This window comes from Streptomyces albospinus (genome assembly GCF_014648695.1).
GTDB lineage: Bacteria > Actinomycetota > Actinomycetes > Streptomycetales > Streptomycetaceae > Streptomyces > Streptomyces albospinus.
Genome location: NZ_BMRP01000005.1, coordinates 81,609 through 107,815, shown reverse-complemented (window position 1 = coordinate 107,815; position 26,207 = coordinate 81,609). Strand labels below are relative to the sequence as shown.

Annotated in this window: 32 protein-coding genes; 13 read left to right on the top strand and 19 right to left on the bottom strand. The window is 71.7% G+C overall.

The features are described from left to right. Positions 1-125: 125 nt before the first annotated feature. The 19 genes from IEZ17_RS09785 to IEZ17_RS09695 form a co-directional block, all read right to left on the bottom strand. Positions 126-1,082 carry an MSCRAMM family protein gene (locus IEZ17_RS09785; RefSeq protein ID WP_229852112.1) on the bottom strand — a complete coding sequence of 319 codons (957 nt, stop codon included), beginning with the start codon at positions 1,080-1,082 and terminating at the stop codon, positions 126-128. A 110-nt stretch (positions 1,083-1,192) separates the two neighbouring features. Further along, positions 1,193-1,981 (bottom strand): SPDY domain-containing protein, encoded by a 789-nt coding sequence (locus IEZ17_RS09780; protein WP_189298576.1) that lies wholly within the window; start codon positions 1,979-1,981, stop codon positions 1,193-1,195. A gap of 11 nt (positions 1,982-1,992) precedes the next feature. Beyond that, positions 1,993-2,838 (bottom strand): SPDY domain-containing protein, encoded by an 846-nt coding sequence (locus tag IEZ17_RS09775; protein ID WP_189298574.1) that lies wholly within the window; start codon positions 2,836-2,838, stop codon positions 1,993-1,995. 28 nt (positions 2,839-2,866) lie between these two features. Beyond that, the gene (locus tag IEZ17_RS09770) at positions 2,867-4,078 is read right to left on the bottom strand and encodes a hypothetical protein (protein ID WP_189298573.1); all 1,212 of its coding nucleotides are present in this window, start codon (positions 4,076-4,078) and stop codon (positions 2,867-2,869) included. Positions 4,079-4,124: 46 nt separating this feature from the next. Further along, positions 4,125-5,360 carry an ATP-grasp domain-containing protein gene (locus IEZ17_RS09765; protein ID WP_189298846.1) on the bottom strand — a complete coding sequence of 412 codons (1,236 nt, stop codon included), beginning with the start codon at positions 5,358-5,360 and terminating at the stop codon, positions 4,125-4,127. Positions 5,361-5,422: 62 nt separating this feature from the next. Then, positions 5,423-5,752: a hypothetical protein gene (locus tag IEZ17_RS09760; protein ID WP_189298572.1), complete on the bottom strand. Its 330-nt coding sequence runs from the start codon at positions 5,750-5,752 to the stop codon at positions 5,423-5,425. Between the two features lie 38 nt (positions 5,753-5,790). Further along, positions 5,791-7,029 (bottom strand): MFS transporter, encoded by a 1,239-nt coding sequence (locus IEZ17_RS09755; RefSeq protein ID WP_189298570.1) that lies wholly within the window; start codon positions 7,027-7,029, stop codon positions 5,791-5,793. Continuing rightward, entirely contained in the window at positions 7,026-7,607 is a 582-nt protein-coding gene (locus IEZ17_RS42190; RefSeq protein WP_229852111.1) for a hypothetical protein, read from the bottom strand. Before IEZ17_RS42190 ends, IEZ17_RS09755 begins: the two co-directional genes overlap by 4 nt. After that, positions 7,604-8,518 (bottom strand): winged helix-turn-helix transcriptional regulator, encoded by a 915-nt coding sequence (locus IEZ17_RS09745; RefSeq protein ID WP_189298568.1) that lies wholly within the window; start codon positions 8,516-8,518, stop codon positions 7,604-7,606. Before IEZ17_RS09745 ends, IEZ17_RS42190 begins: the two co-directional genes overlap by 4 nt. Positions 8,519-8,548: 30 nt before the next feature. After that, positions 8,549-8,959, bottom strand: coding sequence for a hypothetical protein (locus tag IEZ17_RS09740; protein WP_189298566.1), 411 nt, complete (start codon positions 8,957-8,959; stop codon positions 8,549-8,551). A gap of 11 nt (positions 8,960-8,970) precedes the next feature. Further along, positions 8,971-9,414: a hypothetical protein gene (locus IEZ17_RS09735; RefSeq protein ID WP_189298564.1), complete on the bottom strand. Its 444-nt coding sequence runs from the start codon at positions 9,412-9,414 to the stop codon at positions 8,971-8,973. Beyond that, the gene (locus tag IEZ17_RS09730; RefSeq protein ID WP_189298562.1) at positions 9,411-9,869 is read right to left on the bottom strand and encodes a hypothetical protein; all 459 of its coding nucleotides are present in this window, start codon (positions 9,867-9,869) and stop codon (positions 9,411-9,413) included. Before IEZ17_RS09730 ends, IEZ17_RS09735 begins: the two co-directional genes overlap by 4 nt. A 115-nt stretch (positions 9,870-9,984) precedes the next feature. Continuing rightward, positions 9,985-10,332, bottom strand: coding sequence for an SH3 domain-containing protein (locus IEZ17_RS09725; protein ID WP_189298560.1), 348 nt, complete (start codon positions 10,330-10,332; stop codon positions 9,985-9,987). A gap of 204 nt (positions 10,333-10,536) precedes the next feature. Then, positions 10,537-11,262: a hypothetical protein gene (locus IEZ17_RS09720; RefSeq protein ID WP_229852110.1), complete on the bottom strand. Its 726-nt coding sequence runs from the start codon at positions 11,260-11,262 to the stop codon at positions 10,537-10,539. A 41-nt stretch (positions 11,263-11,303) separates the two neighbouring features. Continuing rightward, the gene (locus tag IEZ17_RS09715) at positions 11,304-11,993 is read right to left on the bottom strand and encodes a hypothetical protein (RefSeq protein WP_189298558.1); all 690 of its coding nucleotides are present in this window, start codon (positions 11,991-11,993) and stop codon (positions 11,304-11,306) included. Then, positions 11,950-12,501, bottom strand: a complete 552-nt coding sequence (locus IEZ17_RS09710; protein WP_189298557.1) for a GNAT family N-acetyltransferase — start codon at positions 12,499-12,501, stop codon at positions 11,950-11,952. Before IEZ17_RS09710 ends, IEZ17_RS09715 begins: the two co-directional genes overlap by 44 nt. Before the next feature lie 103 nt (positions 12,502-12,604). Beyond that, on the bottom strand, positions 12,605-13,093 hold the full coding sequence (locus tag IEZ17_RS09705; RefSeq protein ID WP_189298555.1) for a hypothetical protein: 489 nt from the start codon (positions 13,091-13,093) through the stop codon (positions 12,605-12,607). Then, entirely contained in the window at positions 13,090-13,707 is a 618-nt protein-coding gene (locus tag IEZ17_RS09700) for a DUF4913 domain-containing protein (RefSeq protein ID WP_189298844.1), read from the bottom strand. The genes IEZ17_RS09705 and IEZ17_RS09700 overlap by 4 nt, the downstream gene beginning before the upstream one ends. 203 nt (positions 13,708-13,910) lie before the next feature. After that, positions 13,911-14,666, bottom strand: coding sequence for a DNA-methyltransferase (locus tag IEZ17_RS09695; protein WP_189298553.1), 756 nt, complete (start codon positions 14,664-14,666; stop codon positions 13,911-13,913). Positions 14,667-15,176: 510 nt separating this feature from the next. Here IEZ17_RS09695 and IEZ17_RS09690 point away from each other — a divergent pair. The 13 genes from IEZ17_RS09690 (at position 15,177) to IEZ17_RS09630 (ending at position 26,132) form a co-directional block, all read left to right on the top strand. After that, positions 15,177-16,313, top strand: coding sequence for a C40 family peptidase (locus IEZ17_RS09690; RefSeq protein WP_189298551.1), 1,137 nt, complete (start codon positions 15,177-15,179; stop codon positions 16,311-16,313). Positions 16,314-16,456: 143 nt separating this feature from the next. Continuing rightward, on the top strand, positions 16,457-16,771 hold the full coding sequence (locus IEZ17_RS09685) for a DUF6112 family protein (RefSeq protein WP_189298549.1): 315 nt from the start codon (positions 16,457-16,459) through the stop codon (positions 16,769-16,771). Continuing rightward, positions 16,768-17,463: a hypothetical protein gene (locus IEZ17_RS09680; protein WP_189298843.1), complete on the top strand. Its 696-nt coding sequence runs from the start codon at positions 16,768-16,770 to the stop codon at positions 17,461-17,463. Before IEZ17_RS09685 ends, IEZ17_RS09680 begins: the two co-directional genes overlap by 4 nt. A 35-nt stretch (positions 17,464-17,498) precedes the next feature. After that, positions 17,499-18,884, top strand: a complete 1,386-nt coding sequence (locus tag IEZ17_RS09675) for an SCO6881 family protein (RefSeq protein WP_189298547.1) — start codon at positions 17,499-17,501, stop codon at positions 18,882-18,884. An 84-nt stretch (positions 18,885-18,968) separates the two neighbouring features. Then, positions 18,969-20,441, top strand: coding sequence for an SCO6880 family protein (locus tag IEZ17_RS09670; protein ID WP_189298545.1), 1,473 nt, complete (start codon positions 18,969-18,971; stop codon positions 20,439-20,441). Further along, entirely contained in the window at positions 20,438-21,016 is a 579-nt protein-coding gene (locus IEZ17_RS09665; protein WP_189298543.1) for a hypothetical protein, read from the top strand. The genes IEZ17_RS09670 and IEZ17_RS09665 overlap by 4 nt, the downstream gene beginning before the upstream one ends. A 40-nt stretch (positions 21,017-21,056) precedes the next feature. Further along, the gene (locus IEZ17_RS09660; RefSeq protein ID WP_189298541.1) at positions 21,057-21,530 is read left to right on the top strand and encodes a DUF6238 family protein; all 474 of its coding nucleotides are present in this window, start codon (positions 21,057-21,059) and stop codon (positions 21,528-21,530) included. A gap of 80 nt (positions 21,531-21,610) precedes the next feature. Further along, complete coding sequence (locus IEZ17_RS09655; RefSeq protein WP_189298539.1) at positions 21,611-23,125, top strand: putative type IV secretion/conjugal transfer ATPase; 1,515 nt, start codon at positions 21,611-21,613, stop codon at positions 23,123-23,125. An 18-nt stretch (positions 23,126-23,143) separates the two neighbouring features. Next, positions 23,144-23,716: a hypothetical protein gene (locus tag IEZ17_RS09650; RefSeq protein ID WP_189298537.1), complete on the top strand. Its 573-nt coding sequence runs from the start codon at positions 23,144-23,146 to the stop codon at positions 23,714-23,716. A gap of 80 nt (positions 23,717-23,796) precedes the next feature. Next, complete coding sequence (locus IEZ17_RS09645) at positions 23,797-24,210, top strand: hypothetical protein (RefSeq protein WP_229852109.1); 414 nt, start codon at positions 23,797-23,799, stop codon at positions 24,208-24,210. A gap of 33 nt (positions 24,211-24,243) precedes the next feature. Next, the gene (locus IEZ17_RS09640) at positions 24,244-25,023 is read left to right on the top strand and encodes a hypothetical protein (RefSeq protein WP_189298533.1); all 780 of its coding nucleotides are present in this window, start codon (positions 24,244-24,246) and stop codon (positions 25,021-25,023) included. 66 nt (positions 25,024-25,089) lie between these two features. Further along, positions 25,090-25,521, top strand: coding sequence for a hypothetical protein (locus IEZ17_RS09635; protein ID WP_189298532.1), 432 nt, complete (start codon positions 25,090-25,092; stop codon positions 25,519-25,521). 2 nt (positions 25,522-25,523) lie between these two features. Further along, complete coding sequence (locus IEZ17_RS09630) at positions 25,524-26,132, top strand: hypothetical protein (RefSeq protein WP_189298530.1); 609 nt, start codon at positions 25,524-25,526, stop codon at positions 26,130-26,132. Positions 26,133-26,207: the final 75 nt, after the last annotated feature.

Sequence of the window (26,207 nt, the reverse complement as noted above, 5' to 3'; positions counted from 1 at the left end):
CGCCACGTTGCGCGCGGCGTGACCTGCCGCTTTGGGGAACGAGGGCCTGCGATGCCTCGCTGGACATGACGAAGCCCCCCGAAAGCGCGAGGATTCCGGGGGGCCGGGTTCGAGAGGGTGTGTCGTTAGCTCTCGGCGGAGCCGTCGTGATCGGCGTCGTCCGTGCGGCGTCGGCGAGTCACGAGGAGAGCGCCTCCGCCGGCGGCGAGGAGGAGGCCGGCGCCGCCGAGCAGCCACGGGGTGGCGTCAGCGCCGGTGTGAGCGAGGGAGCCTTCCGGGGTGGGCGCGGTGGTGCTGGAGGCGGTTTCGTCGGGGGTCGGTGTGGCGGAGGCCGGGGTGGATGCCGACGGCTTGGTGTCCGGGGTCGGCTTCTGTGTGGGGGTGACCGGTGGCGTGGTGGGCGGCTTCGTCGGCGGGATGGTGGGCGTCGGGGTCGGCTCTTCCTTCTTGGTGTCGGCGACGGTGACGGTCTCCGGAGCGCCGGGCTTCGCCGTGAAGTCCTTCGGCTTGGCGTCGAGCTGGTAGCCCTCGGGCGCCTTGGTCTCGGTGGCGGTGTACTTGGTGCCGTTGCGGGAGGAGACCGGGAGCTTGGCCTTGGCGATGCCGTCCTTGCCGGTGGTCAGGGTGACCGGGTCGCCGCCGGTGGCGGGGGTGATGTTGATGACCGCGCCCGCCAGGGGCTGGCCGGTGGCCTTGTCGGTCTTCTTGACGGTCACCTCGGCGGGCTTGAACGGGTCGATAACCGTGAGCGGGGTGCCGTTGCCCGGGGTGACGATGACGTCCTGATCGGGGACGACGTCGTGGATCTGGGTGCCGCTGGAGGTCTCCTTGAGCCGGTAGACGCCGGCCTCCAGGCCCTTGAAGACGAGCGTGCCCTCCGCGTCGGTCTTTCCGTTGGCGACCTCCTTGCCGGTGCTGTCCAGCAGGCTGAAGGAGGCGCCGGCGAGGAGGTCACCGCCGGTGTCCTTCTTGAGGATCTGGACGCCACCGGTCTCGGTCATGTTCCGCAGGACCGGCGAGGTTGGGGTCGGCTCGGGAGCGTGGGCCACGGCCGCCGGGGCCGAGGCCAGGGTGCCGGTCACGGCGGCAACGGTGAGGGCCGCAACGGGCAGGTAGCGAGAGGAACGAGTGCGCAAGTAGGAACTCTCCAGGAACGGGGCAGGACTGCCCAGGGGCGAAAGGTGAGGGGTGATCAGCGGGTCCGGCCGAGGCCGGGAAGCGCAGGACGGGAGGCGACCGGGGTGGAGGCAGGCTCCTGCTTGGCCGGGGCGGTCGCCGCGACGTACAGGTGGCGGCGGGTGTGGACCGGGATGTCCTTCGCCGTGCGGCTCACCGGCTCCGTGGAGACCAGCGAGGCGGTGAAAGCCGCGACCAACGTGGTGGGCGTGCCCTGAGAGAACCGTGCCCGCCAGTACGGCTCGCTCGGGTCTCCGCCCCAGGCCGACCAGGTAGGCGAGTCGGAGTGAAGGTTGGTGGCGTAGCGGTGCTGTACGACACCGAGCCCGTCGGGGGCATGGAAGAACTGGCGGCCGTCGGTCTTGACCTGGTGGCTCCAGCCGCGGGTGAGCAGCGGCATGTACGCCTCCTGCGACGAGGTGTCGTCCTCGAACAGCCGGTCCTGGTCGCTGTGGCGGTCTTCGAGGTAGAGGTCGAGCAGTTCGGTGTGGACGTCGTGCAGCAGCTCGACCGGCGTGGTGACGTCGAAGGAGATCTGCCAGGCCGCGGGGCCGAACGGAGCGCGGTTGGCCGTGACCGTCCACCTCCCCTTGCCGCGGCTCACGGCATCGGGGACCAGGGTGGTGAACAGCCGCAGGCAGGGGCTGGTGGCGAGAGCCTCGCCATCGTCGGCCTGGTGCACGGACCAGTCCTCGGGGAAGGGCCAGACCGTACGGAGGTCGACGGGTCCGGGGCCGGCCAGGTGGCGGGGCAGGACCTTGACGTGCTGGTCGGGGGCGAGGGCCATGAAGGGGTCGGTCGACATGCGGCGGCTCCTCAGCGGCGGCGGGCGGGCAGGGCGGCAGCGGGCACGGCCGGTGGGAGCGTGGTGGTGCTCCAGCGGGGGACGCTGCGCGTACCGAGCGCGGGCGGGCGGCGCCGGGCGGCGGTGGTCTGCTGGACGTCGAGCGGGGTGGGCGCGGGCGGCTTCGGTGGCTCGACGGGGGTGAGCTGGGCGAGTTGGGCGAGCCGGGGGCTCAGGTCCGCCTGGTAGCGGGCGATGGGGGCCGGTGCGACGAAGGAGGCGGCCATGGCGGCGATCAGGTGCTTCGGGGTGCGTGCGGTGAAGTTCGCCTCCGCGCGGAAGACCCTGCGTTTGTCAGGTCCGGCCCACAGCGTCACCACTTCGGCATCGGGATCGCTGCTGACGACGTCGATGCTCGCGCCGGCCATCTGGTCCGGGGAGACGATTTCGACCGAGCCGTACGCGAGCGGTCTGCGTTCCCAGCCCGCGTCGAGCAGCGGCTGGACCGCGTCGGTCCAGTAGTACGAGCGGTTCGCCAGGAAGCTGTCGCTGTCCTCATCCCACTCGTCGGCCAGGGCATGGACGAAGTCGCGGACGATCTCGGGCGGCATCTTGTCGCTGATGCTCGCCGTCCAACGGGATGCGGAGACGGCGTCCTCGGCGGCGCTGATCTTCCACACATCGAAGTCGTCGCCAAACCAGCCAATCTTGATGCGGTGGTCTGGGGAGGTGATGAGGAACTGGCACGGTCTGTCGCCCAGGTCGTGGTGTGGCCACTCTTTGACGGACTCAAAGCGCATGGGGTCGACATGGCCGAGGCCAGCGAGATAGCGCGGGGAGACGTAGACATCTCCCTCGATCGGGGTGGGGTCGGTCATCGGTACATCCGTCGGGGTCAGGGGGAGGTCAGCGGGCGGCTGCCGGGCGCACCGTAGGCGTGGCCGGCCTCGGCAGGGCTGGGGTCGTGGACAGGTGCGGTGGCGCAGGGGCGGGGGCGAGTTCGGCCAGGACGTGGCGCTTGAGGGCGCCGCGCTGGTCGGCGTTCAGGACGGATGTGTCCAGTTGGCCGGGGCTGGTCTCGAAGGGCCGCAGCCGGTGGCGGATGTAGTCGTAGGAGGCGGGCTGCTCGTCGGCCAGGCGGTTAAGGGCCTGGCCGAAGACGCGGCGGTGGGCGGCATGGTCGGGCTCGTCCTGCTCGCGCCGGGTGATGGTCTGGGCGTACTGGCGGGCGACGCGGGTGTTCTCGGCGGTGCGCTGGTGGACGGCGACGAGGAAGCGGCGGGCGTTCAGGACGGCAAAGGCGGCCTGGCGGGGCATGGCGTCCAGGTCGGTGGTGAGCGGGCCGAGCAGCGTGGGGCTGGTGGCCCCGGCCAGCGGGGTGGTCATCTCGGCCAGTTCGTCCAGCGCGGTGCGCCAGCGGCGCAGCAGCAGCGGGTGGCGCAGTGCGACGTTGCGCTCGTCCTGCTCGCGCGCATCGGCGGCGACGGTGTTGCGGAAGGCGAGGGGGCTCTTGGCGAGCAGGTCACGGATGGCCGGGGTCATGGTGGAAAACAGGTAGCCCTCGCTCGCACCCTTTTCGACGGCGTCGAACACATCGGCCGGGCCGGGCCGCTCGGTGCGCGGCTCGAGCTGGGCCGAGGCGTACTCCTGGGCGAGGAGTTGCTCGAAGCGGTCCGGGTAGGCGCTGCGCAGCCAGCGGCGGGCCGTGGCGGCGGAGTCGGTGTCCACCTGGTGTCCGGCGGAGGCGCGGTGTTCGGTGCGGCGCCGGTCGGCTTCCTCGGCGCGGGCCTGGGCCAGCGCGGTACGGATCTGCTGGAGCTGGCGCCCGGTGCGTCCGGCCCGCGGGTCCCCGGTCCAGGTCATGCGTTCGCAGGCGACCTGCATCTCGCCCTCGGCCCAGCGCAGCGCGTCGACGAGGTTGTCGCGGAAGTGCGGTCCGTGCAGCAGCTTGCGGGAGCTGCGGGGCAGGTGTCCGGTCGCGTCCGCGATGGCGGCCGTGACCAGATTGCGGAAGCTGTCCTGCAGGAGCGGCTGAAGTTGCGCGGCGCCCATGTGAGCGATGTCGTTCAGGCGCAGGGAGCGCCGCTCGGAGGAGGAAGTACGGGAGGGCTGGGGCATGGCGGTGGTTCCTGTTCAGCGGCCGGGCTCGGGGCGGGTGCGCGGGTTACGCCGCAGACGTGGACGGCTGGGGTGCGATGGCGAGGGTGAGGTGCCCGAGGGCCTCGTCGGCGCGCGTCTGGGCGACGTCGGCCGTGGGCCCGGTGGTGATCAGGAAGCCGGCGCGGGCGCTGAACATGTCGCCGTCGGGCGGCAGGATGACCGTGTCGCCGACCGTGCGCTGGAAGGCGACCCGCTCCAGCCACGGTGTGCGGGCGGCGAAGCCGGCATCGAGGTGGCAGTGGGTCAGGGTGCCGGAGGCGCTCGGGTACAGCAGTCGGATCGCGGCGGCGCTGCGGCGGGTGCGGGTGAGGTCGGGGGCCTGGCCGCAGGCGGTGTCGGCGGCGGCGCGGGCCAGGTCGACGCCGGTGGCGAGCTGGACGAGGTGGCCGATCATGTCGCCGCCGATGCGGGCGTTGACCTCGATCAGGCGGGGGCGGCCGTTCACGAGGCGCATCTCGACGTGACTCACGCCGTCGGTGATGCCGAGCGCCTTGATGGCGGCGGTGGCGACGGACGCGACCTGGTCGAGCAGGGGGTCGGCGGCGTCCACGCTGTGGGCGACTTCCTCGAAGTACGGCTCGGCGCCGAGGGTCTTGCGGGTGATAGCGACGGCGGTGGTGTGGCCGTGGTGGGTGACGCATTCGACGGAGACCTCGGGGCCGTCGAGGTACTCCTCCACCAGCACCTTGGTGCTTTCGATGCCGTCGCGGGCGCCGGCGGCGGCGAACGCGAAACCATCGGGGAGTTCTTCGGCGCGGTCGACGCGGATGACGCCGATGCTGCCCGCGCGGGCGGCGGGCTTGAGCACGATGGGGTAGCCGATCGCTTCGGCGGCGAGCGCCGCCTCCAGCAGGGAGCGGGCGGTCATCGAGGCGGCCGAGGGCACGCCGTGGCGGGCGAACAACGTACGGGCTGTGGCCTTGTTGCGGGCGGCCTCCATCACCTCCGGGCTGTTCGACGGCAGGCCGAGGCGCCGTGCCAGGCGCGCGGTCTGGACGAGATACCACTCGGTCCAGGTCACCGCTCCGGCCAGTTCGTGCCGCTCGGCCAGGGCCTGGCCGGCGGTGGCCAGTGCCTGGGCGTCGGCGGGATCGGCGATCTCGAAGTCGGTGATGAACTCCCGCTCCCAGGTGGGCGCGGCGGGAGTGATCAGGACGACGTCGTAGCGCGCGGCGACCGCTTCGAGACAGTAACCGCGGTATGTCTCGGCTTCTGGGTCGGTGGTGGAAACGACGAGGATGGTGGGCAAGGAATCTCCAAGAGGGCATAGATAAGGGGCAGTTCAGGCACGGCGGTGGTGGTTCAGGGGGTGCGTCGGCGGCGCAGCTCGAAGGCGGAGGCCCACTCGGGGTGGTCTTCGATCAACTTCCGCGCGAACAAGGCGGTGTAGTTGTTGTTGAGTCCGCGCAGCCCCTGCGGGAGGTGCCAGCGCAGGGCCTCGAACAGTTCCTTGAGCCCGATGCGGGTGGCGCCGGCGGCCAGCCGCTCGGCCGTCAGCTTCTCCAGGGCCCGGTAGACGTAGGGGTGCGCGGCGTCGAAGGCGAGGAACTGGTCGGTGATCGTGGGCCTGGATCCCGCGCGGAAGGAGGGGCGGGCGACCGGTATGACGGCCTGGGCGGCGGGCGTGGGCATCGGGTGGATCTCCAGGAGAGCGGACGGCAGGGGTGGAATCAGGCGAGGCGGGCGCGTAGAACGGGGAGGGTGCGCAGCCGGGCGAAGGCAGTGAGCAGGCCGAGGGCCTGCAGCACCGCGCAGCCGGTGATCACATGGCCGAGCAGGGCGGGCGGCACCGTGGCGACCAGGACGCCGGCCAGCGGGAACGGGATCAGGAGCAGCAGGATCGTCATCGAGAGGGTGGCGCCGAACACCGGCGCGGGGATGAGGTGGGAGCGCAGGGTGCGCAGCACCACCGTCATGCCGCCCTCTCCGGCCATGAGCACCGCGATCAGCACGAGGTAGGCGGTGTAGGTGTGGGTGAGGGAGACGGCCAGGCAGGCGCAGGCCGCGACGGATGCGGAGAGCGCGCCGACGGGCCACAGGCCCCAGCGGTCGATCGCGCGGCGGCACACCGCGACCGTGAGCAGGGAGGCGACGGCGGCCACCGACCAGATCAGGCCCACATCCGCGCTGGAGTATCCGAACTCCTTCACCACGATCACGGGCGCTGCGGCCTGGAGCAGGCCGACCGCCAAGTTGGACAAGGTCAGTCCGCAGACCAGCCAGCCCAGCGCGGGCAGCGCGCGCAGGGTCGTCCATCCGGTGCGCAGCCCCGCAAGGACGGGGAGCGGCGTCTCGGTCGTGGTGGTGTACTGCCGGGGGGCGAGGGCGCACGCCAGGAGCGAGAAGACGGCGATCGTGACCAGCATCCCGGCGGCCCCGGCCCGTTCCAGCAGCAGGCCGGCGACGGCCGGTCCGGCCAGGGTGCCGACCTGGTCGATGCCCAGGAGCACCGACTGCACGCGGTGGGCGCGCTCGCCGGCCTGACGGCTGGCGATGCCGCCCGCCGTCTCGGCGGCGATGTACGAGAACTCCGTGAGCACGCCGGTCGAGGCGGCGAGCAGCATGACGGCGACCGTGGCGGGCAGCCCGGCCTCCATCTGCGGCAGCGCGAGGGCGGCGGCCACGACCACCGCGGCCCGCAGGGCCGAGGCCGTGCGCAGAACGCGGGTGGTGCCGTGGCGGTCGACCATCGCTCCGGCGACGGCGAACGCGCCCAGGCGCGGCACCCACTCCAGCGCGAACGCCAATCCGGTCAGGGACGCGGAGTTGGTGATGGCGAGCACCAGCAACGGGATGCCGTACGTCGTCATCGCAAAGGCGCCGGCATCCATGCTGCGGGGCAGGTAGATGCTGCGCAGCAGGGTGGGGACCGGCCGGCGGGCATGCCGGGGTCCGACACTCGATCTCACGCAGCGGGCTCCCACTCATCCACCACGAGGGAGGAGTGGAGGGCCGTGTGGTGCAGGACGTACGCATGCGCCTTCAGCCAGGCGGCCAGTACGCTCTGCGGGCCGTCGAGCGCGGCGATGGCCTCACGGTCGAGGACCGCGCCCCTGGGGACCAGCAGTCCGCTCGCGTCGCCGATGCGGTCGGCTGCGTGGGCGAGAGCAGGAGCGTGGCCGAGCAGGTCGAGCGTGTGCTGGACCCGGGTGACGAAGTCACTGGCCACCGTGGGGAATTGGTGGGCGCGGGCCCAGCGGGCGGCCGTGTCGTACACCTCGGCCAGATCTTCGCCGCTGTCGGTGAGCCGGTAGCGGACTCGTTCGTGCTCATCGCCGTAGAGGAGGCCGAACTCGCGGGCCCGGTCGATGGCGTGGCGCAGCTGGGGCGCGCCCAGGTCATCGAAGGCGCTCTGCAGGCTGCCGCGGCGACGGCTGATGGGGCCGTTGTCGTCGATCTCGGTGACCAGGCGGATCAGTCCGGGCAGCGACAGCGCCCTGATCGCGCGGCGCGCCTGCGGGTGACCGGTAGTGGTGAGGCGGGTCATCGGCGCGGCCCCCCGGCCTGCGGAAGAGCGATGGGACGCACCGGTATCTGGTGCGAGAACAGGTCGCCACCCTTCCAGGCCGTGCCCGGCGTGGCCGCAGGCTGCGCGGACAGGGCCGGGGGCGCGGAGGCGGGCGCGGGAGCAGCGGGTGCCGGGATGCGGGGCTGGGTGGTCAGCCACGGTCCGGACGTCGCCTGCTTCGCCGCCGGGGCCGGGGCCGGGCCCCACAGCGGATGAGCGGCGGCGTCGGCGAGCGGACGGCCGCTGGCCCAGGCGCTCAGAGCCCGGTAGACGGGAGCGAGCGCCTGGCCGGTGGCCGTCAGCTCGTAGGCGCGGCCGTCCTTGCGGACCAGACCGTCGGAGACCAGACGGTCCACCTGGGGATAGACGTTGCTGAGCCGGTAGCCCGGCATCGCCGCGGCGGACAGCGCCTTGGCACTGGAGGCGCCGCGGGCCTTGAGCGCCCACAGGATCGACGTGGCGTGACGGGGCCCGATCAGCGCGAGGGCGTCCTCGATGTTCTGGGCGGGCGCGACCGTGGTGAGGCGTTCCAGCTTCCCGGTGTCCTTGTTCTTCACCAGGGGCTTTTCCAGGTGTGTCTCGCCCCAGGCGGCGATCACGGTCAGGACGGGCATCAGGTCGGCGCCCCGTGCGGTCAGGCCGTAGGTGACGTGGCCCCGGGCGACTTCGGTGCGCTCGGCCAGCCCGGCGTCGGCGAGGCGGCGCAGCTTGGGGTGGAGCGTGCCGTCATTCAGCCAGGGCAGGCGCGGCTTGATCTCCGCGTAGCGCAGGGGCTGGGCGGACAGCGTCATCAGGACCCACACGTTCCACAGCGGGGTGATCATCTCCAGCGACTCGGTGACGCGGGCGACGTCGACCTGGGTGGAGCGGGGCAGACCGGTGGTGGCCAAGGGGGTAACTCCTAGGGCGGGACGGGCGGATCAGCGGGTGCGGGTGACAGCGGGCGCCGGAGCGGAGGCCGGTGGGGCGGGGGCCGCCGACGGCGGGGAGGGTGTGGCGGGGACGCGGTGCAGGCCGGCGAGGACGGCGCTGATGGTCTTGGCGTGGGCGTCCCGGGCGGCGACGGATTCGGCGATCCGGCGGGTGCAGTCGAGCAGGTGGCCTGCTTCGAACTTGCCGATCTCCCGCTCTGGGTGGGCGAGTTCACGCAGCCGCTGGAGCTGGAAGGCGATGTTGCGCTCGGCGAGCTGCAGGTCGGTGTGGCTGCTGGTCAGGGCGGCGAGCATGGTGCCGCGGGGGTGGGTGTCGGCGTGGGCTTCGAGCGCGGCGATCGGCTGGCCGTACAGGTCCTCGATGCGTTCGGCGATGGTCTGGGAGGTGGTGTGGGGCAATCAGGGGGCTTTCACGGTCGCCGGGCCCGCGCCGCCCCGGCACGCGCAGGTGCCGGGGCGGGCGGGAGCGTGGTGGTGAGCTTGGGGCCGGCGAGCTGCACCGGCCGTTCGGGGCGTACTGCGGGCGGCGGCATGGTGCGCAGCAGCCCGGTCAGCGCGGTGGCGTATCCGTCGCGGGCAGCGAGGGCCGCCTCCATCCACTGCGCGTCGAACCGCAGGTCGTCGGCGGACAGTTCACCCATGTAGCGGTCGGCGGCCGTGGCGTCGTGGATGCGTTCGCGGACCCGGGCGACCTGTTCCTCGGCCACGGCCAGCCAGGAGCGCAGCTCCAGGGCACGCGTCAGGGCGGCGGACGCCTCGGGGCTGGTGGCCTGCGCGTACAGCTCGCTCAGCGAGGCGCCGAACGCGCGGACCAGGGCCTCGTCCTGGCTGGTGGGCTTATGTACGACGCTCACCGCACCGCTCCTCGCACCGGAACGGACGGCGTTGGCGCGCTCGGCGCCGGTGCGGTCTGCAGGGCCGGGCTGCGCCGGGGGGCCGCTTCGGCTCCCCGCCAGGCTCCCGGGCCCCTGCGGCCCAGGGAGTTCGGGTCGGTGTAGTGGCGCACCACCATCGCCCGCCCGTCGCGGACCGCCACGGCGGCATTGACCTGGTGGGCCAGGGCCATGACCGGGTCGTCCAGCACGTCACCAGGCGCGCTGTCGAGGGCTGCGACGAGGGCGTCCTCGGCCCTGTTCAGTACCTCCTGGGCCTCGGCGAGCATCCCGTACCACTTCACGACGACGGTGGCGTCGTCGTTGGCGTGCGGGGCGGCGGCCACCGCCCGGCGCAGGTCGGCCAGCGGCATCTGGAAGCGGATCTCGATCTGCTGGGTGATGACGCCCATCACGTCGTCGGCGTCGTCAGGCACAGCACGGCTCCTTTCCTCGGAAATACGTAGGGCGGGTCAACGGCGCGGCTTCGCTGTTCAGCGGCGAAGCGGGAGAAATGCGCTGCCGGTTCGGTGAATTCGCTTGGCCGGGCGGCTAGTCGAGACACATGTAGACGTCGCGGTAGACATAGGAGCCGGAGACCCAGCCCTTTACGCCCGTGCTCGTGTCGGTGATGTAGTGCCAGTTGCCGCTGGTCTTGTGGACCGTGAAGCGGTGGCTTCGGTAGAGCACGCCGACGGCGGTGGACTTCGTGCTCGCCTGGGAGCGGATCGTGACCGCCTGCGTGTGCACGGCCCACGGTCCGGGCCGGTCACACGCGCGGCTGGCCGGCGCGGAAGCCGGCGCCTGGGCCGGTGCCGCGCTCGCGGACGTGGCACCGACGAGCGGCAGAGTGAGTGCGCCGAGAACGGCGGCAGAGATGGCTATGCGGGGTGAGCGCATGAGGAATTGACCTCCAGGGAAGAGGGAAAGGGACGCGGAAACACGCCCGCGGCTGGCGCCGGGCGGGCAGTGGTTCAAGAGTCCGGAGAATCCCCGGTTTTGCTAACCGGGGATGTGCTGCTATGTTTCGCCCTCCGCCGGGCGTCGGCACCTCGCAGAGTCCTCCCGAAGGAGACCGGGCGCGGGGCGAATTCGGCTCCGCTATCAGCGAGTTGGGCCAGTGCGCGGAACAGGGGGCGCGGGAAGACCGGGCATCGCGGACGGTGCGCTGCGGCGGGTCGCGGTCTGGGCGGTCGGCAGGGGGACGTCGTCGCCGGACCAGTGGGCCTGCCACCAGGCGGTGGCCTGCTCGTAGGTCGCAAAGCCGCCTTCGCGCAGGGTGTGCGTCCCGTGCTCCGTGTCGACCTCTTCCAGCAGCACCCGGAAGCGCAGCGGCGCGTTCTCGTCGATGGCGGCCAGGAGCACCGTGATCTGCATGCGGTCTGGGTCGTCGTCCGAGGTGCAGCTGGTGACCAGGGCGAAGTGATCGCCGTCCGAGGTGAGGCGGTCCTCCAGCACCCTGGTGGCCTCGTCGGCGGGATCGGTGCCCGTGTCCGGGCGCAGGGCGATGGCGTCCTTCGGGCAGCCGCGGGCGATCAGCCAGCTCTGCGCCATGGGCACCAAGGGCAGCTGCTCGTGCTGGAAGCGGAAGGTGCGGGCCTTAACGTCGCGCTGCAGGTGGAGGGCCACCAGCTGCGGCTCGCCGGGGATGCCCCAGGTCACCGCGCCGTTGTGCAGGACGTAGTAGCTGTGCCGCTGGTCGTCGGTGTGGTGCTCGGCGAGCACGGTGAGTTCGGTTGCTTCGATGTCGATGTGCTGCCAGAACTGCTCGGCGACACGGTCGTTGACGGCGTCGTAGCCGTCGAGGCGGAAGTCTGGGGATGAGGGCATAGGGGCTTTCGGGGGTGGGGTGCACGCGGGGCGGTGCGGGTTCAGCGGCGGGCTGGAGCAGCCGCAGGCCAGGTGCCGGGCCGGGGCACGGGAGCGGCTCCCGGTGCTGTGGGCGGGCGCGGGGCGGTCAGGGCCGCGCGGCCGGTGTCGGTCAGCGTGACGGGCTGGCCTGCCGTGACCGGGTGGGAGGTGTCGCGGACCACCAGGCGGTCCTCTTCCAGACGTTGCAGCTGGCTGTAGGGGATGCGGGTGCCGGAGGCGGTGACGACGTACAGCTGCTGCGTGAGCAGGTTCTGGTGGAGCTTGGCTCCCTGGGTGATGGCGAGCAGCGCGGCGATGTCGGGCGCCGGCAGGTTCGGCACATCGCGCGGAACGTTGTGCCGGGCGGCGGCCTCGACCGGCTTGAGCGCGGCGACGGCCTGTGCCTGCCGCTCGTCCCGGGTACGAGCCGCGTCCTCCAGCAGGCCGACGGTCCGCTCGATGCGCTCGAACAGCGCGCCATCGACCGGGTACTCGCCGGAGGAGAGGCTGTTGAGCTGGGAGCGGTAGAAGGTCACGTTGGTCTCAGCCTGGACAAGGGCACGGTGGGCATCGACCAGGCGTGTGTGCGGTTCGTCGAGCAGGTGGCGGTCGCGGTGCTGCCACAGTCGGTCGACGCTGTGGCCCACGGCCGCCTCGATGCGGTGATCAAGCTGGGTCAGTGACTTCCTGACCGGGGCATTGCGGGGCATGGAGAAGTTCCTTGGGGTGGGGCGAGGACCGGTGTGCGAGGCCGCTCACGCCGAGCTGTAGGCGCACGTCGAGGTGCGCTCCGTGCCGCGTTTCGCGGACGGGGCCAAGGCGCCGGAGCAGGGCGAGCATCGGGCGGCTGGATGCCTCGGTGTAGGTGCTCAGGGTGTGGGCGCCCCGGGCGTGGGCGTACTGGGCGGCGTGCCGGGCCAGCGCGGTGCCGATGCCGCGGCGCTGATGGGCGTCGGCGACTTGGAGCCCGAGGTCGAAGACACCCGCCTCCCGGCTGACGGGACCGGCGCAGACCAGCGCGAGCGGCTCGCCGCCGGCACCGATACCCAGCCAGCAGTCGGCGTGTGCCAGCAGCTGGCCCAGGGTGCGGTGCGGCAGGTGCGTACGGCCCCAGCGGAGCAGCAAGTGCGCGGGGGAACAGCGCTGGTGGAAGGCGTCGACGAGCGGGACGTCCTCGGCCCCAACGCGGCGAAGGGCCGTGAGGGCGGGGTGCCTCAACAGGAGCAGTCGGGCAGCGCGGCCGTATGCGGGTTCTCCTGCGGGATGGTGAGTCCGGCGAGGGCGGCCGTGAGGTCGTCGAGGCCGGAGGGGAAGTGGGTCGTCAAAGAGTGCGGCCCTTCAGGGGCGGGGACAGGGCGGGGCGGGGAAGACCAGGCACCGCGTACGGCGGCGGGCCCGGCTTGGGGACTTCGCGGCGCGCCTCCAGCTGCGGCGAGCGGGAGCGGGCGGCGTGGGCGAGCGCGCTGGTGGGGCGGCGGGTGATGCCCAGGCGTTGGCGGGCGACGTTGTACACCTCGTGGCGGTCGCGCGGGCGGACGGCCACCACATGGATCTCGGCGCGGTGCGCCGAGGTGGGCGGGGCCGGGCGCTGGGCGTAGACGATGCGCCAGGCTTTTCGGCTGTCGACGTACAGCTTGCGGTAGTCGGCGAGTTCGCCGAGCAGCTTGGGGCCGAACTGCTGGGCGTTGACGACGTCCTGGAGCTGGGCGAGGGCCAGGTCGCGGATGTCGCCGGGGGCCGCCAGGAGGTCGGTCAGGGCGCGCGGGTCGAAGGAGAGGCCGAAGGCGGGCCGGTGCTCGGACCCGCTCATGCGCCGGCCTGGTCCGGCTCGCCGGGCTCCGGCTGGTCCGCGGAGGCGGCGCGCGCGGAGCGGGTGGAGGAGGCGGGGCCGGGCAGCAGGCGGTGCGCGTCGCGGTCGGGGTCGGTCTGGCAGGCCGAGAGCGGTCCGCCCGCCGCCCGTACGTGGGCCAGGCAGTGGGTGAGGAAGTCACGGTGCCACACGAACATGCCGCTGGGCCCGGCTTCGGGGTCTTTGTGCTGCTGGTAGGCCATCCACAGGGCGTGGAGCCAGCCGACGACGTCGTCGTGTTCCTGCCACTGCTTGCACCACGGGGCCGCGGTGGTGACCTCGGCGCCGTAGATACGGATGAGGTAGCCATCCACCCAGTCGGAGAGCGCGTCCAGCTCGTCCTCGAACTCATCGCCCTCCAGTTCCAGGATCGGGCGCGGCTCGGGCGGCGCCTGCATCGGCGCTCCGGGCATCCCGGGCAGGCTGGGCAGGCCGAACGCCGCGAAGGGCGAGGGGTCCGGAGGGGCGGAGAGGCTGTCGAGCTGGCGGGCCTGCTCGGCCTGCTGCTCCATGAGCTTGCGGACGGTGGCCTCGACGCTCTCCAGATTCGAGTCCGGAAGCCGGACAGGTTCCATTTCCCCGTCGTCGGGGAGGTCTATGGATTCGGGCACGAAAGGGGTCTCCTTGAAGCCGCGGCCGATGGCGTGTGAATGACGGCTCCACGATCCGGAGAATCCCCGGTTTCGCTAACCGGGGATCCGGTGCTATATCGCATCGCGCGGCACGGGGAAAGGCGGACCAAGTTCGCCATTGCCCCGTGCCGGGCGGCGGGGAACTTCTAGGCGGACAGGACGAAGTCGTCCTGGGAGAGGGTCTGTTGCACGGTCTGGGTCAGCCGGTCGGCGGCCACCTCGGCGTACTCGCGGGTCTTCTCCACCCCGATGAACGAGCGGCCTTCCAGCAGGGCCGCGACCCCGGTGGACCCGGATCCGGCGGTGAAGTCCAGGACGGTCCCCTGCTCCGGGCAGATCTTGACCAGCTCCCGCATCACCTCCACCGGCTTCTGCGTGATGTGCTGGCGGTTCCTGCCCGACGGCTGCGACGCGGAGTAGAGGCCGGGCAGGTAGACCGGGTTCCGGGAGCCGTCGATGGCGCCCTTCGAGCCCCAGATGATGAACTCGCAGTTCTGGGTGAAACGGCCCTTCTGTGGCCTGGCCTGCGGCTTGTGCCAGGCCAGCACGCCGCGCCACAGCCAGCCGGCCGCCTGCAGCGCGTCCGTCGTCGTCGGCATCTGGCGCCAGTCGGTGAACAAAAGCGCGGTGCCGCCGGGCTTGGTCATCCGGTGCGCCTCGGTCATGATCTGGGTGAGCCAGAACCCGTAAGAGCGCTGGTCCATGTTCTCGCCGGTGAAGTCCGGCAGGGCATGCTGCGCATCGGCCGAGGTGTACTTCTGCTTCGCGCTGCGGCTGGTGCGCTCCTTGGCCGTCCGCCCGCCGGAGTTGTACGGCGGGTCGGTGATGACGGAGTCCACGCAGTGGTCCGGCAGCGTGGAAAGCACGCTCAGCGCGTCGCCCTGGTGCAGGGAAAAAGGCAAAGGGAAACCCCAATTCGGTTCGGGTGAAGGTAGTTGAATCACTCCGGCTCGCACACGAAACCCGGCAGACCAGGCGCGGGCATGACGATGCCCACGGTCCGCGATGCGGGGTGTGAGAGGGAGGAGCCCAAACTGTAGGACACGATTCCCGGTGGAGCGGTGCCGCTGAGCGAAATTCCCGTGGAATTGTTTTCTGACGGAGCGTTATGCCGCCCACCGGGGATCTGCACTTACTGTTTTGGAGCCCGGCAGCAACCGCCGACGGCCCCTTCTCCGCCCCGCCCTCACGAACCGAGGTCCACCATGCCCGGCTCCACCTGAACCTGATCAGCGCACGCAGAAGCGAGGTGCAACTCGCCGCATGCGCTGGGCCCTGAATTACCCGCCACCGGCCGCCGCGGCCTTCCCCAAGTACGCCCGCGCGGACGGGACTTCACCCTTCAAGGACGCCCTCGTGACACCCCCCTACCCTCCCCTGCCTGAAACTCCGCCGCCGGGAGGCGTGCCGGATTGAAGGCGATAGCCGCCGGCATCGGCGTCGTCTTCCTCTCCCCCCTGCTGCTCGCGGGCACGGCCATGATGGTGGCCGCCGCCTCCAGCGAAGCCGCCGAAACCACCAGCTCCTTCAGCAACTGCCTGCACGACGTCGACACGGACGCCGTCACCAAGCAGGTGACGAAGATCCTCGATGGCGCGTCCGGCAAGGACGTGAAGGTCGAGGGCCTGACCCTGCCCGCCGAGCAGGTCCCCAACGCCCAGACCATCGTCGCCACCGGCATCTCGCTCGACGTGCCCCAGCGCGGGCAGATCGTCGCGCTCGCCACCGCGATGCAGGAATCACGCCTGCGCAACCTCGGCTCCGGCGACCGCGACAGCCTCGGACTCTTCCAGCAGCGGCCCAGCCAAGGCTGGGGCACCGCCCAACAGATCCGCGACCCGGTCTACGCCAGCGAGCGGTTCTACAAGGCGTTGCTGCAGGTCAAGGGCTGGCAGCAGATGACCGTCACCCAGGCCGCCCAGGCCGTGCAGGCATCAGGCTTCCCGGACGCGTACGCGCAGTGGGAGCCGCTGGCCACCGCCCTGCAGAAAGCCATCGCCGCCACGTTCCCCGGCGGGGAGAAGGGCAAGCCCGCCAAGGACGGCGACAAGCCCAAGGACAGTAAGACCCCGGCGTCCGGCTGCGGTCCGGCCGAGGACGGATCCTCCTACGGGCGCATCCCCGAGGGCAGCGTGCCCAAGGGCTACACCATCCCGAAAGACGCCGACCCCAAGGCGCGGAAGGCCATCGACTGGGCGATGCACCAGCTCGGCACGCTGTACCAGTGGGGCGGCAGCTGCACCGCCGCGCACGGCCCCGATCCGATGGGCCGCTGCGACTGCAGCAGCCTGATGCAGCAGGCATACGCCACGGCCGGCATCAAGCTGACCCGCACCACGTACACGCAGGTCAATGAAGGCAAGGCCGTCTCGCCCGACAAGCTGCAGCCCGGCGACCTGATCTTCAGCCGCGGCACGGCTGCCGTACCCGAACACGTCGGGATGTTCATGGGGGCGGGCCTCGTCATCGAGGCCCCGAAGACCGGCAAACCGGTACGCATCACCCCATTGAAGGACTGGGCGATTCTCGCCGTCCGCCGCGTCATCTGACGCCGTCCTCCGCCCGGGACCCCCGCATCGCGCGGGCCGGACCGGCCCCTCTCGGCGCCGCTCGCGCCGCTCCCCCCCTTCCTCTCTTCCCTCTTTCGCCGGGCCGTATCCGGCCTGCGCACGCAAGGAGTCCCGCCACACCCATGCCCATACCTCTCGCAGACCGTGTCATCCCACTCGCCTACGACCCCGGCATCTCTCCCCAGGGCGGTGGCCTGCCCGGACTGAGCGTGCTGAAGAACGTCGTCAACTCGATCAACATGTTCGGGATCATCGCCGTCGTCGGGGCCCTGGCCGTCTCGCTCGGCGTGTGGGCCTGGGGCCACCACACCGGCGGCCACCAGGCAGAAGCCAACGGCAAGAAGGGCGCCATCGTCGCCGCGGGCGCAGCCCTCGGCTTGGGCGCGGCCAACGGCATTGTCGCGTTCTTCTCGGCCCTGGGGTCGCAGGTCCACTGATGAAACGCTTCCCCTCCTTCTCCCTGTCCTCCTACGGCGTCGGCTGGTCGGCCAACCGCCGCATCGCCATCGTCGCGATCAGCCTCACCGTCCTGCTCGCGCTGGCCGCCGGCGTCGCCTTCTTCACCGGAGGCGGCAACGGCGGTGGCCACTCCGAGTCCGGCTCGCCGTCGGCTGCGAACAGCACCGGCCCTGGGGAAACCGCCCCGAAGCCCGGCACTCAGGGGACGGGGTTGGTGCCCAAGCCGCCGCAGGTCGCCGAGCCCGTCGCCTACGCCAAGGCCGCAGCCGAGATGCTCTGGTCCTACGACACCCGCAACACGACCCGTGACCAGCAGCTCGCCGGCATGAGCGCGTGGCTGACCAAGGAATCCACGTACGCCGACTGGACATCGGTCACCGCTCAGGTACCGGATCCGACCCTGTGGTCGCGCATGGCCGACAACGACCAGCACGCCAGCGCGACGGTCACCGAAGGCCACTTCCCCTCCGCGTTCAAGGCGGCCCTGGCCGAGGACCCCTCCGCGATCACCAAGGCGTACATCTACGTCGTCACCGTCAACGGCAAGCAGCAGATCGCCTGGAAGTCCGGCGGCCAAGGGGCCGAGGACCGTGCCGTGACCCTAGCCGTCCAGTGCCGCCCCAGCCACGACTGCACCCTGGCCGCCATCGCCCCGACCGTCACGCAGTGACCCGCGCCTGAAACCAGAAAGGAGGCCAACTCCCCGTGGGTTTCTGTGACATCCCCCTCGCCGACAAGGTGTGCGGCATCGCCGGCGCCGCCAAGGGTGCCGTCGACTTCGCCAGCGATCCCGGCAAGGTCATCGGCGACTGGATGGCCAAGTCCTCCGGCGAACTCGCCGCCACCGCAGCCGACTTGGCCGCCAAGGCCGTCAACGCCACCACCCGCGTCGATTTGAATGCGGGCTGGTTCCGCGACAACTACGCGATGCTGCTGCCGATCGGCCTGGTGCTCCTGGTCGCGACGTTCTGCGCCCAGCTGGTGCGCGCCGCGATCCGCCGCGACGGCGAGGCCCTCACCCAAGCCTTCACCGGCACCGCATCCGGCGTGATCTTCGCCTTCAGCGCCATCGCCCTGACCACCGTCGCCATCGAAGTCGTCGACGCCCTGTCCGACGGGCTGTTCAAGGCGTCGCACCTGTCGATCGAATCAGCCGTGCGGCGCATCGTGAAGGTCTCCCAGATCCCGGCACTCGCCGGACTGGGCTGGCTCGTGGCCGTCTTCGCAGCCATCGGAGCCGCCATCGGAGCGTTCATGTACTGGTGCGTGATGATGGTCCGCAAGGTCGGCATCCTCGTCATGGTCACCCTGGCGGTGTTCGCCGGTGCCGGCGGCGGCTGGGAAGTCGCCCGCCGCTGGCGCCGCGGCTGGATCGAAGCCACCGCCACCCTCGTCGTCAGCAAACTGCTGATGACCGTGATCTTCGTACTCGGCATCGCCGCCATGGGCAAGACCGAGGCCAAGGACGGACTCGGAGCACTCGCCGACGTCATGTCCGGCATCGTGGTCATGATCTTGGTGTTGCTGTGCCCGTACGCGACGTTCAAGTTCGTGCACTGGGCCGCTGAAGGCACTGACGGAGAATCGATTCACCGCGCCGGTGGTGCCGGAGCTCAGCTCGCCAAGCAGCACGGTGAGCGCGCCGGCCGCAAGGCCGCCACGATGGCGGCCACCGCCGGAACCGGCGGCGCGGCAGCCGGAGCGGGCGCCGCCCCGCAAGGGCCGGACTCGGTGCCCGGCGGCGGCTTCCCCGGCGACGTTGCCGCCAACCCCACCGGCGGCGGCCAGGACTCCGGCAGCTCCGGCGGCTCCTCTGGTGGCCAGGGCATGAAGGACGGTCTGGAGAAGGCCGTTCAGCCTCCGCCGACGAGCACCCGCGATGACACCGGCGGCCAGTTCGGCGGCGGTCCCGGCCAGGGCGGACCCGGCTCAGGCTCGGGATCCCCGTCCGGCGGCGGGTTCATGTCGAACCCGGCAGGCTCCACCACGCCTCCGCCGCAGGGCGCGCCCCCGGCGCCGAACTCTGCTTCCTCATCCGGTGCCAGCGGCGCCGGAGCGCCTCCTCCGCCGCCTCCGCCCACCGGTATCTGACCCCATCCCTTCGCGCCGGAGCGGCACGCACCACGCCCCCGTGTGTGCCGCTCCGGCCCCGCCCGCGCACCACCGGAACGGCCCTTGTCTCAACTCTCGATCACCCCCCTCACGGTCAAATTCCCCCACAGGTCGAAGCGCGGCATCCTGCTCGGCCTCACCCTTCCCCAACTGATCCTTGTCTCCTGCGCGTTGGCGCTGCTCCTGGCCACCGTCGTCAGCACCGGGCTGCTCGGCGCCATCGCGCTCACCCCGCTGTGGGCCGCGGTCGCCGCCCTGGTCGCCATCCGCCGAGGCGGCCGGTCCCTGATCGACTGGGCGCCGATCGTCGTCCGTTTCGCCCGGCGCCGCCGCAGCGGGCAGACTCTGTGGCTCGCCCGGCCGGTCACCCGCCCGCGCCACGACGGCACCCTCCACCTGCCCGGCACCGCCGCCTCCCTGCGTGTCGTCACCCCCTCGGACTCGGCCAACGGCGCCGCCGCGGTCCACGATCCGCACCACCAGACCCTGACCGCCGTCGCCCGCGTCTCCAGCAGAGCCTTCGCCCTGCTCGACCCCGCCACCCAGAACCACAACGTCAGCGGGTGGGGAAGGGCGTTGGCGGGCATCGCGCGGACCGGGCACGTCGCCACCGTGCAGGTCCTGGAGCGCACCGTGCCCGACAGCGGTGACACCCTTGCCCGCCACTGGGCCCAGCAGGGACGCCCCCAGACCCCGGTCGCCGGGCAGGTGTACTCCGACCTGGTCGCCTCCGCCGGCCCGGCCGCCGCACCGCACGAGGCGTACCTGGCCATCTCCCTGGACCTCAAGGCCGCCAAGCGCCTCATCTCCCAGGCCGGAGGCGGCTTCCCCGGAGCGTTCACGGTGATGGAGCAGACCACCAGCGCCATCGCCCAGGCCGCCCGCAGCGCCGGGCTGATGGTCACCGGCTGGCTGACCGCACGCGAGATAGCCGCCGTCATCCGCACCGCCTACGACCCCAAGGCGCTCTCCGCTCTGCAGCAGTGGTCGGAGAGCGGGCGCGCCGAGGCCGACCCCGCTGCCGCCGGGCCCGTCGTCCAGGTCGAGGAGTACGACCGCGTGGCCACCGACTCCGCCCGGCACACGACCTACTGGGTCGAGGACTGGCCGAGGACGGAGACCGGCGCCGGATTCCTCCACGGGCTGATGTTCACCGCCGGGGTACGGCGCAGCCTGTCCCTTATATATGTGCCTCAGGGGCTCGAGTCGGCGATGCGTGATGTCCAGCGCAAGAAGGCCGCGATCATCTCGGATGCCGCCGAGCGCTCGCGGCGCGGGCAGGTCGACTCCGAGGCCGACAGCGTCGAGTACGCCGACGTCAAGACCCGCGAGCGCCAGCTGATCGCCGGGCACGCGGACGTCGCGCTGACCGGCCTGCTCACCGTCTCCGCCGAGACCGACGCCCTGCTCGATGCCGCGTGCGCGCAGATCGAGACCGCCGCCGTCACCGCCCAAGTCGACCTGAGGCGCTTGATCTTCCAGCAGCCCGACGCCTTCACCCTCGGCGCCCTCCCACTCGCCCGGACCGCGCTGTGACGCCCCGCCCCCGCCCGGGGTACCTGTTCGACGAACTCCGCAGTCTGCTTGCCCCGGTGCAGGAACTCCAGCGGCGCCACCAGCAGCGGCTGGACGCCCACCGCACCGAGGGCGGGGAGGTGTTCGAGGACCAGTACGCCGCGTACGACGACGCCCGTCTTGAGACAGCCATCGAGGCCAGCGACGCCCTGGACACCCTCGTGGCGCAGCTCGAACTGCTGGTCGCCGACCCGCCGCGCCGGGCCTTCACCCTCGCTCTGCGCGGCCCCGGCGCCGACGAGGGCAACCTACCGTGGCTCTTCGTCGTCAACGGCGACGACCTGGACGACGCCTACCAGAAGCTGAGTCAACTGCCCTCCTTCCACCTGTGGTTGGAAGACGTACGCCGCCCCGGCACGTCCCGCCATGGCGAGGAAGACCTCCTCGCCGACCAGAGCCACCCCGGCGTGCGCGGGCCCGGGACGTATATCGACCTGCGCCGTGAGCAGGCTCGCGTCCTGGCCAGGCGCGCGCCGGCGCGCAGCCCTCTTGTGCCTCCCGCACCGCCCCCGTCAGCGCCTGGCCGCGCCCGCTGACCGACCCCAGCCCCTGCCGCCAGGCACGAAGGACCCCTCTTTGACCACTCCCTCTCCCGTCGCCGACGCCCACCCGTATCTGCGGGCCGCCAGTGCCGGCGTCCGACACCACACCCGCGCGCTGTCTCCCCGTGGACAGGCTGGTCCCGTTCCTGCGGACCGCGCCCACCTCGACGTACTGCACTCCCATCTGATCGCGCTGCACCAGCTGCTGGACCAGCTCTCCGCCTCGACCAGGCCCCCGCATCCGGCGGCCGGGCGGCACCTGGCCAGCGCGGGCACCTGGCTGTGGCAGGCCAGCGCCGCCGTCCATGACGCCTTCCACCTCGTGCCGCCCGTCCACGAACCGGCCACGGATGACGCGGAGTGCCATCCCGAGCGGCTCCCCGAAGGCCCTCCGGTGCTGACCATCTGCCAGCGCCATCTCGCCGCCGGACACCTTGTGCGCCGCACCACCACCCCCAGCGACCTGGGTCGCCCCGCGCGCGGCCACGCCACCGCTTGTGTCCAGTAACTCCCGTCACCTGGACGGCACTTACCCGCACTTGTTCACGGGCTCCACGTCGCCCGCCGTCATCTGAAAGCCGCTCCGCCATGACCCACCGGCCCGCCCGGCGCGCCCGCCGCGCCTCGGCCTCTCCGCTGTTCACCCCGCACGGCACCGACCGCGCCAGCCGCAAGGCCGCACGCCGCCAACTCGCCGAGGCCGCCGCCAAGGCACGCGCCGAAGCCGCCCAGCACCCGTCCGGCGCCGAGCCGGCCGGACAGGAGATGCCACCTGCCCTCTTCCCGCCCCACGGCCGCCCCGGCCCCGCTTCGGCACGCGGCGGCAAGCTCAAACTGCCCGCGCACCGCATGACCACCGCGACCGTCGCGGGCGCCTACCCCTTCCTCGCCGAGGGCGGACTCGGCGCCGAAGGCATCTACATCGGCCGCGACATGCACGCCGAAGCCTCCTTCTGCTTCGACCCCTTCGCCCTGTACGGCCGCATCGAAGGCTTCACGAACCCCAACGTCCTGTTGGCCGGTGTGATCGGCCAGGGCAAGAGCGCCCTGGCGAAGAGTTTCGCCCTGCGCTCCGTGGCCTTCGGCTACCGCGTCTACGTGCCGTGCGACCCCAAGGGCGAATGGACCCCGGTGGCCGCCGCACTCGGCGGCACCTCCATCGCCCTCGGCCCCGGATTGCCGGGCAAGCTCAACCCCCTGGACGCGGCCCCCCGCCCGCCGTCGATCTCGGAGACGGACTGGGCCAGCGAGATCCGCAAGCGCCGCCTGCTGCTGCTCGGCTCGCTGGCCCGCACCGTCCTCGGGCGCGACCTGCTGCCGATGGAACACACCGGCCTCGACGTCGCCCTCGACGCCGTCGTCACCCGCGCCGCCGCCGCCAAACACACCCCGCTGCTCGGCGACATCGCCACCATGCTCAACAGCCCCGACGAACTCGACGCCGCCGGCGGCCTGATGTCCGGACGCCTCGGGGAAGCCGCCCGCGACCTCGCCCACGCCATGCGCCGCCTGGTCCACGGCGACCTCGCCGGCATGTTCGACGCCCCCTCCACCGTGATCTTCGACCCGAACTCGCCGATGCTCACCATCGACCTGTCCCGGCTCGGCGGCTCCGGCGACGACACCGCCCTCGTCCTCGCCATGACCTGCGCCTCCGCCTGGATGGAATCCGCGCTCACCGACCCGAACGGCGGCCGGCGCTGGATCGTCTACGACGAAGCCTGGCGCCTCATGCGCCACCCCGGCCTCCTCCAGCGCATGCAGTCCCAGTGGAAACTCAGCCGCGGCCTGGGCATCGCCAACCTGATGGTCATCCACCGGCTGTCCGACCTGCTCACCGCCGGCGACGCCGGATCCCGCGGACGCGCCCTCGCCGAGGGCCTGCTCGCCGACTGCTCCACCCGCATCATCTACCGCCAGGAAACCGACCAACTCCACGCCGCAGCAGCCCTCCTGGGGCTCACGTCCGTGGAAAGCGACGCAATCTCCCACCTCAACCGCGGACGCGGCCTGTGGAAGGTCGCCGGCCGGTCCTTCATCGTCCAGCACCTCCTGCACCCCGCGGAGCTGGCGCTGTTCGACACCGATGCCCGCATGCACTGAAAGGGGAGCGAAGGCTTCGTGAAGCACGACATCGAACGGATGCTGATACCCCACAGCGACACCGTTCACATGATCGAGGAACTGCAGAAGTTGGCGCCCCGGCTCAAGGACGCCGCCCACCAGCTGGAGTTGCTCGACGGCACGGGCCACGTACCGGCTTCGCCGGACTTCTCCGTGCTCATCCACCATGCTGAGACCGCCCAGGTTCTCGCCCGCGACGTCGTCCACCTGACGTCTGGATTCGCCAAGACCCCGCACAGCACGAACCGGGCGGGGAGCGCTGTCCTCTCGCATCTGGCGACGGCAGCCACGATGTCCTGTTCCGCAGCCCCGCTGTTCGCCGAGACCGCGGAGATCGCCCTGGCCCTACCCCGGTCGCATGGGACCTCGGACAGGCAGCGGCGGGAAGGGCGCATGGTGATCCACCACGCCACGGCCCGCGCCTATCTGCGGCGTGCCTCGGAGTCCCTCGACAGTGCGGTCAAGGAGCTGAACGAGCACCTCGGCCTTCACCGCTTCTTTCCCTCGTCCATGCGGCAGGGCGCCACACCGCCACCGCCACCGTCCATGCCGAATCCACGCACCCGGTAGCGGAACACCTCGCAGACGAAGGGCTCCCCATGAATGATCTTTCCGCGAGCTCGCGTCCAACGGCGGCTCCCGGCTCCCACATGGTCATCGATGCCCTCGGTATCCCTCCGCGCCGCCTCGACCGGCTCCACACACCCGGCAGCGCCGAAGACATCGTCGCGCAGCTCGTGGCCATGGCCGCAAAGCACCTGGACCACCTCAACAAGGAACTCGTTGCCCAGGCCCAGCAAGGCGCCGACAACCTCACCCGCGTCGCCGCCGGGAAGACGATGGTCAACTCGCTCGGCATCCTGCAGAACAGCGCCACCCAGATCGACATCCTGGCAGCACGACGCGCCGACGCAGTGGATCGCCTCAAGGAACTGATCCACGCCTACCGGCACGTTGCCCCTCCCGCCGGCGCCGTCCCCCCTCACGCACACCAGCCCATCACCGCCCCGGCTCAGGCGCCTGCCACGCCCGTGGCATCCGCCCGTCCCGCTCGCGCTCGGTGACAGCGCCCCGTCGCACACGACCTCAAGGAGCCCATGCCCCCGCCTCGCACCGATCTGTCCGCGTTCGCCGCCGCGCTCGCCTCTCACCTCCCCGGCACCTGGACGAGCGGTTACCGCCAACACTCCGCCTACGGTGACCAGTTCCCCCTCGACGAGAAGGTCTGGGACGTCGGCCACGTCCACTGGGCCGTCGGCGTATTCATCCTCGGCCACGACGCCCATCTCCACGGGCCCGACGGACAGCAGTTGTGCGTCATCGACCGGCCGCTGCACCTCGACCAGTTCCTCGTCTCTCCCCTCAAACCCGAGGACGGCGTCAAGCCGCACCACTTCGTCGGCGTAGAGGAGCCCAACGGCATCAAGGTCGGCAACGACCCGCTCCGTGCTGCCGCCGCAGTCACCCGCCGTGTCCTGCCCCGCTACCAGGACGCCCTGGCCGCCGTGCGCCACAGCGCACGGGTACAGCCGGATCCGCCCCTGCGGCCAGCCCCGCCCGAGGTCGACCAGGTCCTCACGCTGACCCGGTACGCCGACGGCGCGCTCGGCGCGCCGTACCCGACGGTCCCGGCCGAGGCTCGTGACGCGCTCTACATCCACGGCTTCCAGTACCACCCCCACCAAGGCGCCTTCCTGCTGCCCGCCGCATACGGCCCGATCGGCCAGGCGCTGCGCTTCCAGGCCGTCGCGCAGCAACTCGCCGCCCGAGGTATCGGCGTCAACCTCCGGCACAGTCCGCCACCGCCCGTCGCAGGGCCGACGCTGAACACCCGCGCCGCACTGCCGGGCTCGACGCCCGTCGCCCACCGCCGCTAGACCCGCGCCGGGCCTCGCGCCCCGCCCCCTGCTTTGAGGAGATCCCACCTGTCCACGTCCTCCGCCATGCCCGTGGTCCCCGCCACGGCGGGCCTCACCACCCCCACCGACCCCAACGGCCGTTATCCGTACGGCCGTCAGGTGCTCGCGCTCACTGACCAGCTCAACGGCGCGACGTCGTACGAGCACGCCGCTGCCCTGACCGACCAGGTCTTGGAGCCGACCGATGGCCTGCTGGAGCGGCTGGCCGAGTTCTTCGAAGCGGCAGCCGAGAAGGCCAAGGAGTCCGACCACGACGACGGGTTCGACCTCCACTACGACCTGGATGACGCCGCGGCCACCTTGCGCGGGCTCGGTGAAGACCTGCACGTCGCCGTCGACCGCATGCGCGCCCTGGCTCCCCGCGCCTCCGCGCGACAGGCCACCAAAGCGACCGCCGCGGGCTCGAACATCGGGCTGCCGACGGCGGTGCTCCCCACTCCTGGCCGCACCCGGTGACGGTGCCCGAGCCGCCCGGTCCGCTCGCCGGCCTGGACCAGGCAGCGCACCTGCACGCGCTGGCCGACCGCATCCACCATGCCGCCGACGACCTGCCAGCCCCGGAGTCCGCTCACTCGCTCGCCAGTCTCAGCGAGGAGGTAGAAGACCAAGTCCACGTCATCGCGGGCATCTTCGCCTCACTCGCACATGAAGTCGCCGTCCACGGCCGGGCGGTGAAGCGGTATCCCAGCACGGCAGACCCTCTTGCCCAGCGCAAGGTCGCCCTGATGACGCGGGCGGCCGATCCTCTCGGCTGGGCGCTGGCCAAGCTGGGCGAAGCCGTCGCCCAGATCGGCCACCTCCAGGAAATCAGCGCCGGCCCCCGGTCCCCGGAACGGGCCAAGGCCATCAGCAGCGCACGCGGAACCCTCGACAACCGGCTCGCCAGCGCGCACCGGCACCTGACCGACGCGGCCAGCAACCTGAACCGGGACGCCGACCGGCTCGTCGCGGCGGCAGCCGGCACACGCCGTGCCCCACATTCCGCGCCCGCTCTCCCCAACCGGCCCCCTGCCGCACTGCCCGCGCCCCCTCCTGTGTCCCCGACCCCCTCCCCGACCCTCCGCTGACCTGTACAGAAGCTGCATGATGCCCCGCTGGGGGGGGGCAGCTTCGCGCCCGCGTCACCGCGCAGGGGAGGGCGG

Excerpts from the sequence above, each read along its gene's own strand:
- IEZ17_RS09640 (WP_189298533.1), top strand. The coding sequence starts at position 24,244 with ATGCCCCCGCCTCGCACCGATCTGTCCGCGTTCGCCGCCGCGCTCGCC.
- IEZ17_RS09645 (WP_229852109.1), top strand. The coding sequence starts at position 23,797 with ATGGTCATCGATGCCCTCGGTATCCCTCCGCGCCGCCTCGACCGGCTC.
- IEZ17_RS09655 (WP_189298539.1), top strand. The coding sequence starts at position 21,611 with ATGACCCACCGGCCCGCCCGGCGCGCCCGCCGCGCCTCGGCCTCTCCG.
- IEZ17_RS09700 (WP_189298844.1), bottom strand. The coding sequence starts at position 13,707 with ATGGAACCTGTCCGGCTTCCGGACTCGAATCTGGAGAGCGTCGAGGCC.
- IEZ17_RS09715 (WP_189298558.1), bottom strand. The coding sequence starts at position 11,993 with ATGCCCCGCAATGCCCCGGTCAGGAAGTCACTGACCCAGCTTGATCAC.
- IEZ17_RS09705 (WP_189298555.1), bottom strand. The coding sequence starts at position 13,093 with ATGAGCGGGTCCGAGCACCGGCCCGCCTTCGGCCTCTCCTTCGACCCG.
- IEZ17_RS09725 (WP_189298560.1), bottom strand. The coding sequence starts at position 10,332 with ATGCGCTCACCCCGCATAGCCATCTCTGCCGCCGTTCTCGGCGCACTC.
- IEZ17_RS09760 (WP_189298572.1), bottom strand. The coding sequence starts at position 5,752 with ATGCCCACGCCCGCCGCCCAGGCCGTCATACCGGTCGCCCGCCCCTCC.
- IEZ17_RS09780 (WP_189298576.1), bottom strand. The coding sequence starts at position 1,981 with ATGTCGACCGACCCCTTCATGGCCCTCGCCCCCGACCAGCACGTCAAG.
- IEZ17_RS42190 (WP_229852111.1), bottom strand. The coding sequence starts at position 7,607 with ATGACCCGCCTCACCACTACCGGTCACCCGCAGGCGCGCCGCGCGATC.
- IEZ17_RS09685 (WP_189298549.1), top strand. The coding sequence starts at position 16,457 with ATGCCCATACCTCTCGCAGACCGTGTCATCCCACTCGCCTACGACCCC.
- IEZ17_RS09770 (WP_189298573.1), bottom strand. The coding sequence starts at position 4,078 with ATGCCCCAGCCCTCCCGTACTTCCTCCTCCGAGCGGCGCTCCCTGCGC.
- IEZ17_RS09635 (WP_189298532.1), top strand. The coding sequence starts at position 25,090 with ATGCCCGTGGTCCCCGCCACGGCGGGCCTCACCACCCCCACCGACCCC.
- IEZ17_RS09720 (WP_229852110.1), bottom strand. The coding sequence starts at position 11,262 with ATGCCCTCATCCCCAGACTTCCGCCTCGACGGCTACGACGCCGTCAAC.
- IEZ17_RS09775 (WP_189298574.1), bottom strand. The coding sequence starts at position 2,838 with ATGACCGACCCCACCCCGATCGAGGGAGATGTCTACGTCTCCCCGCGC.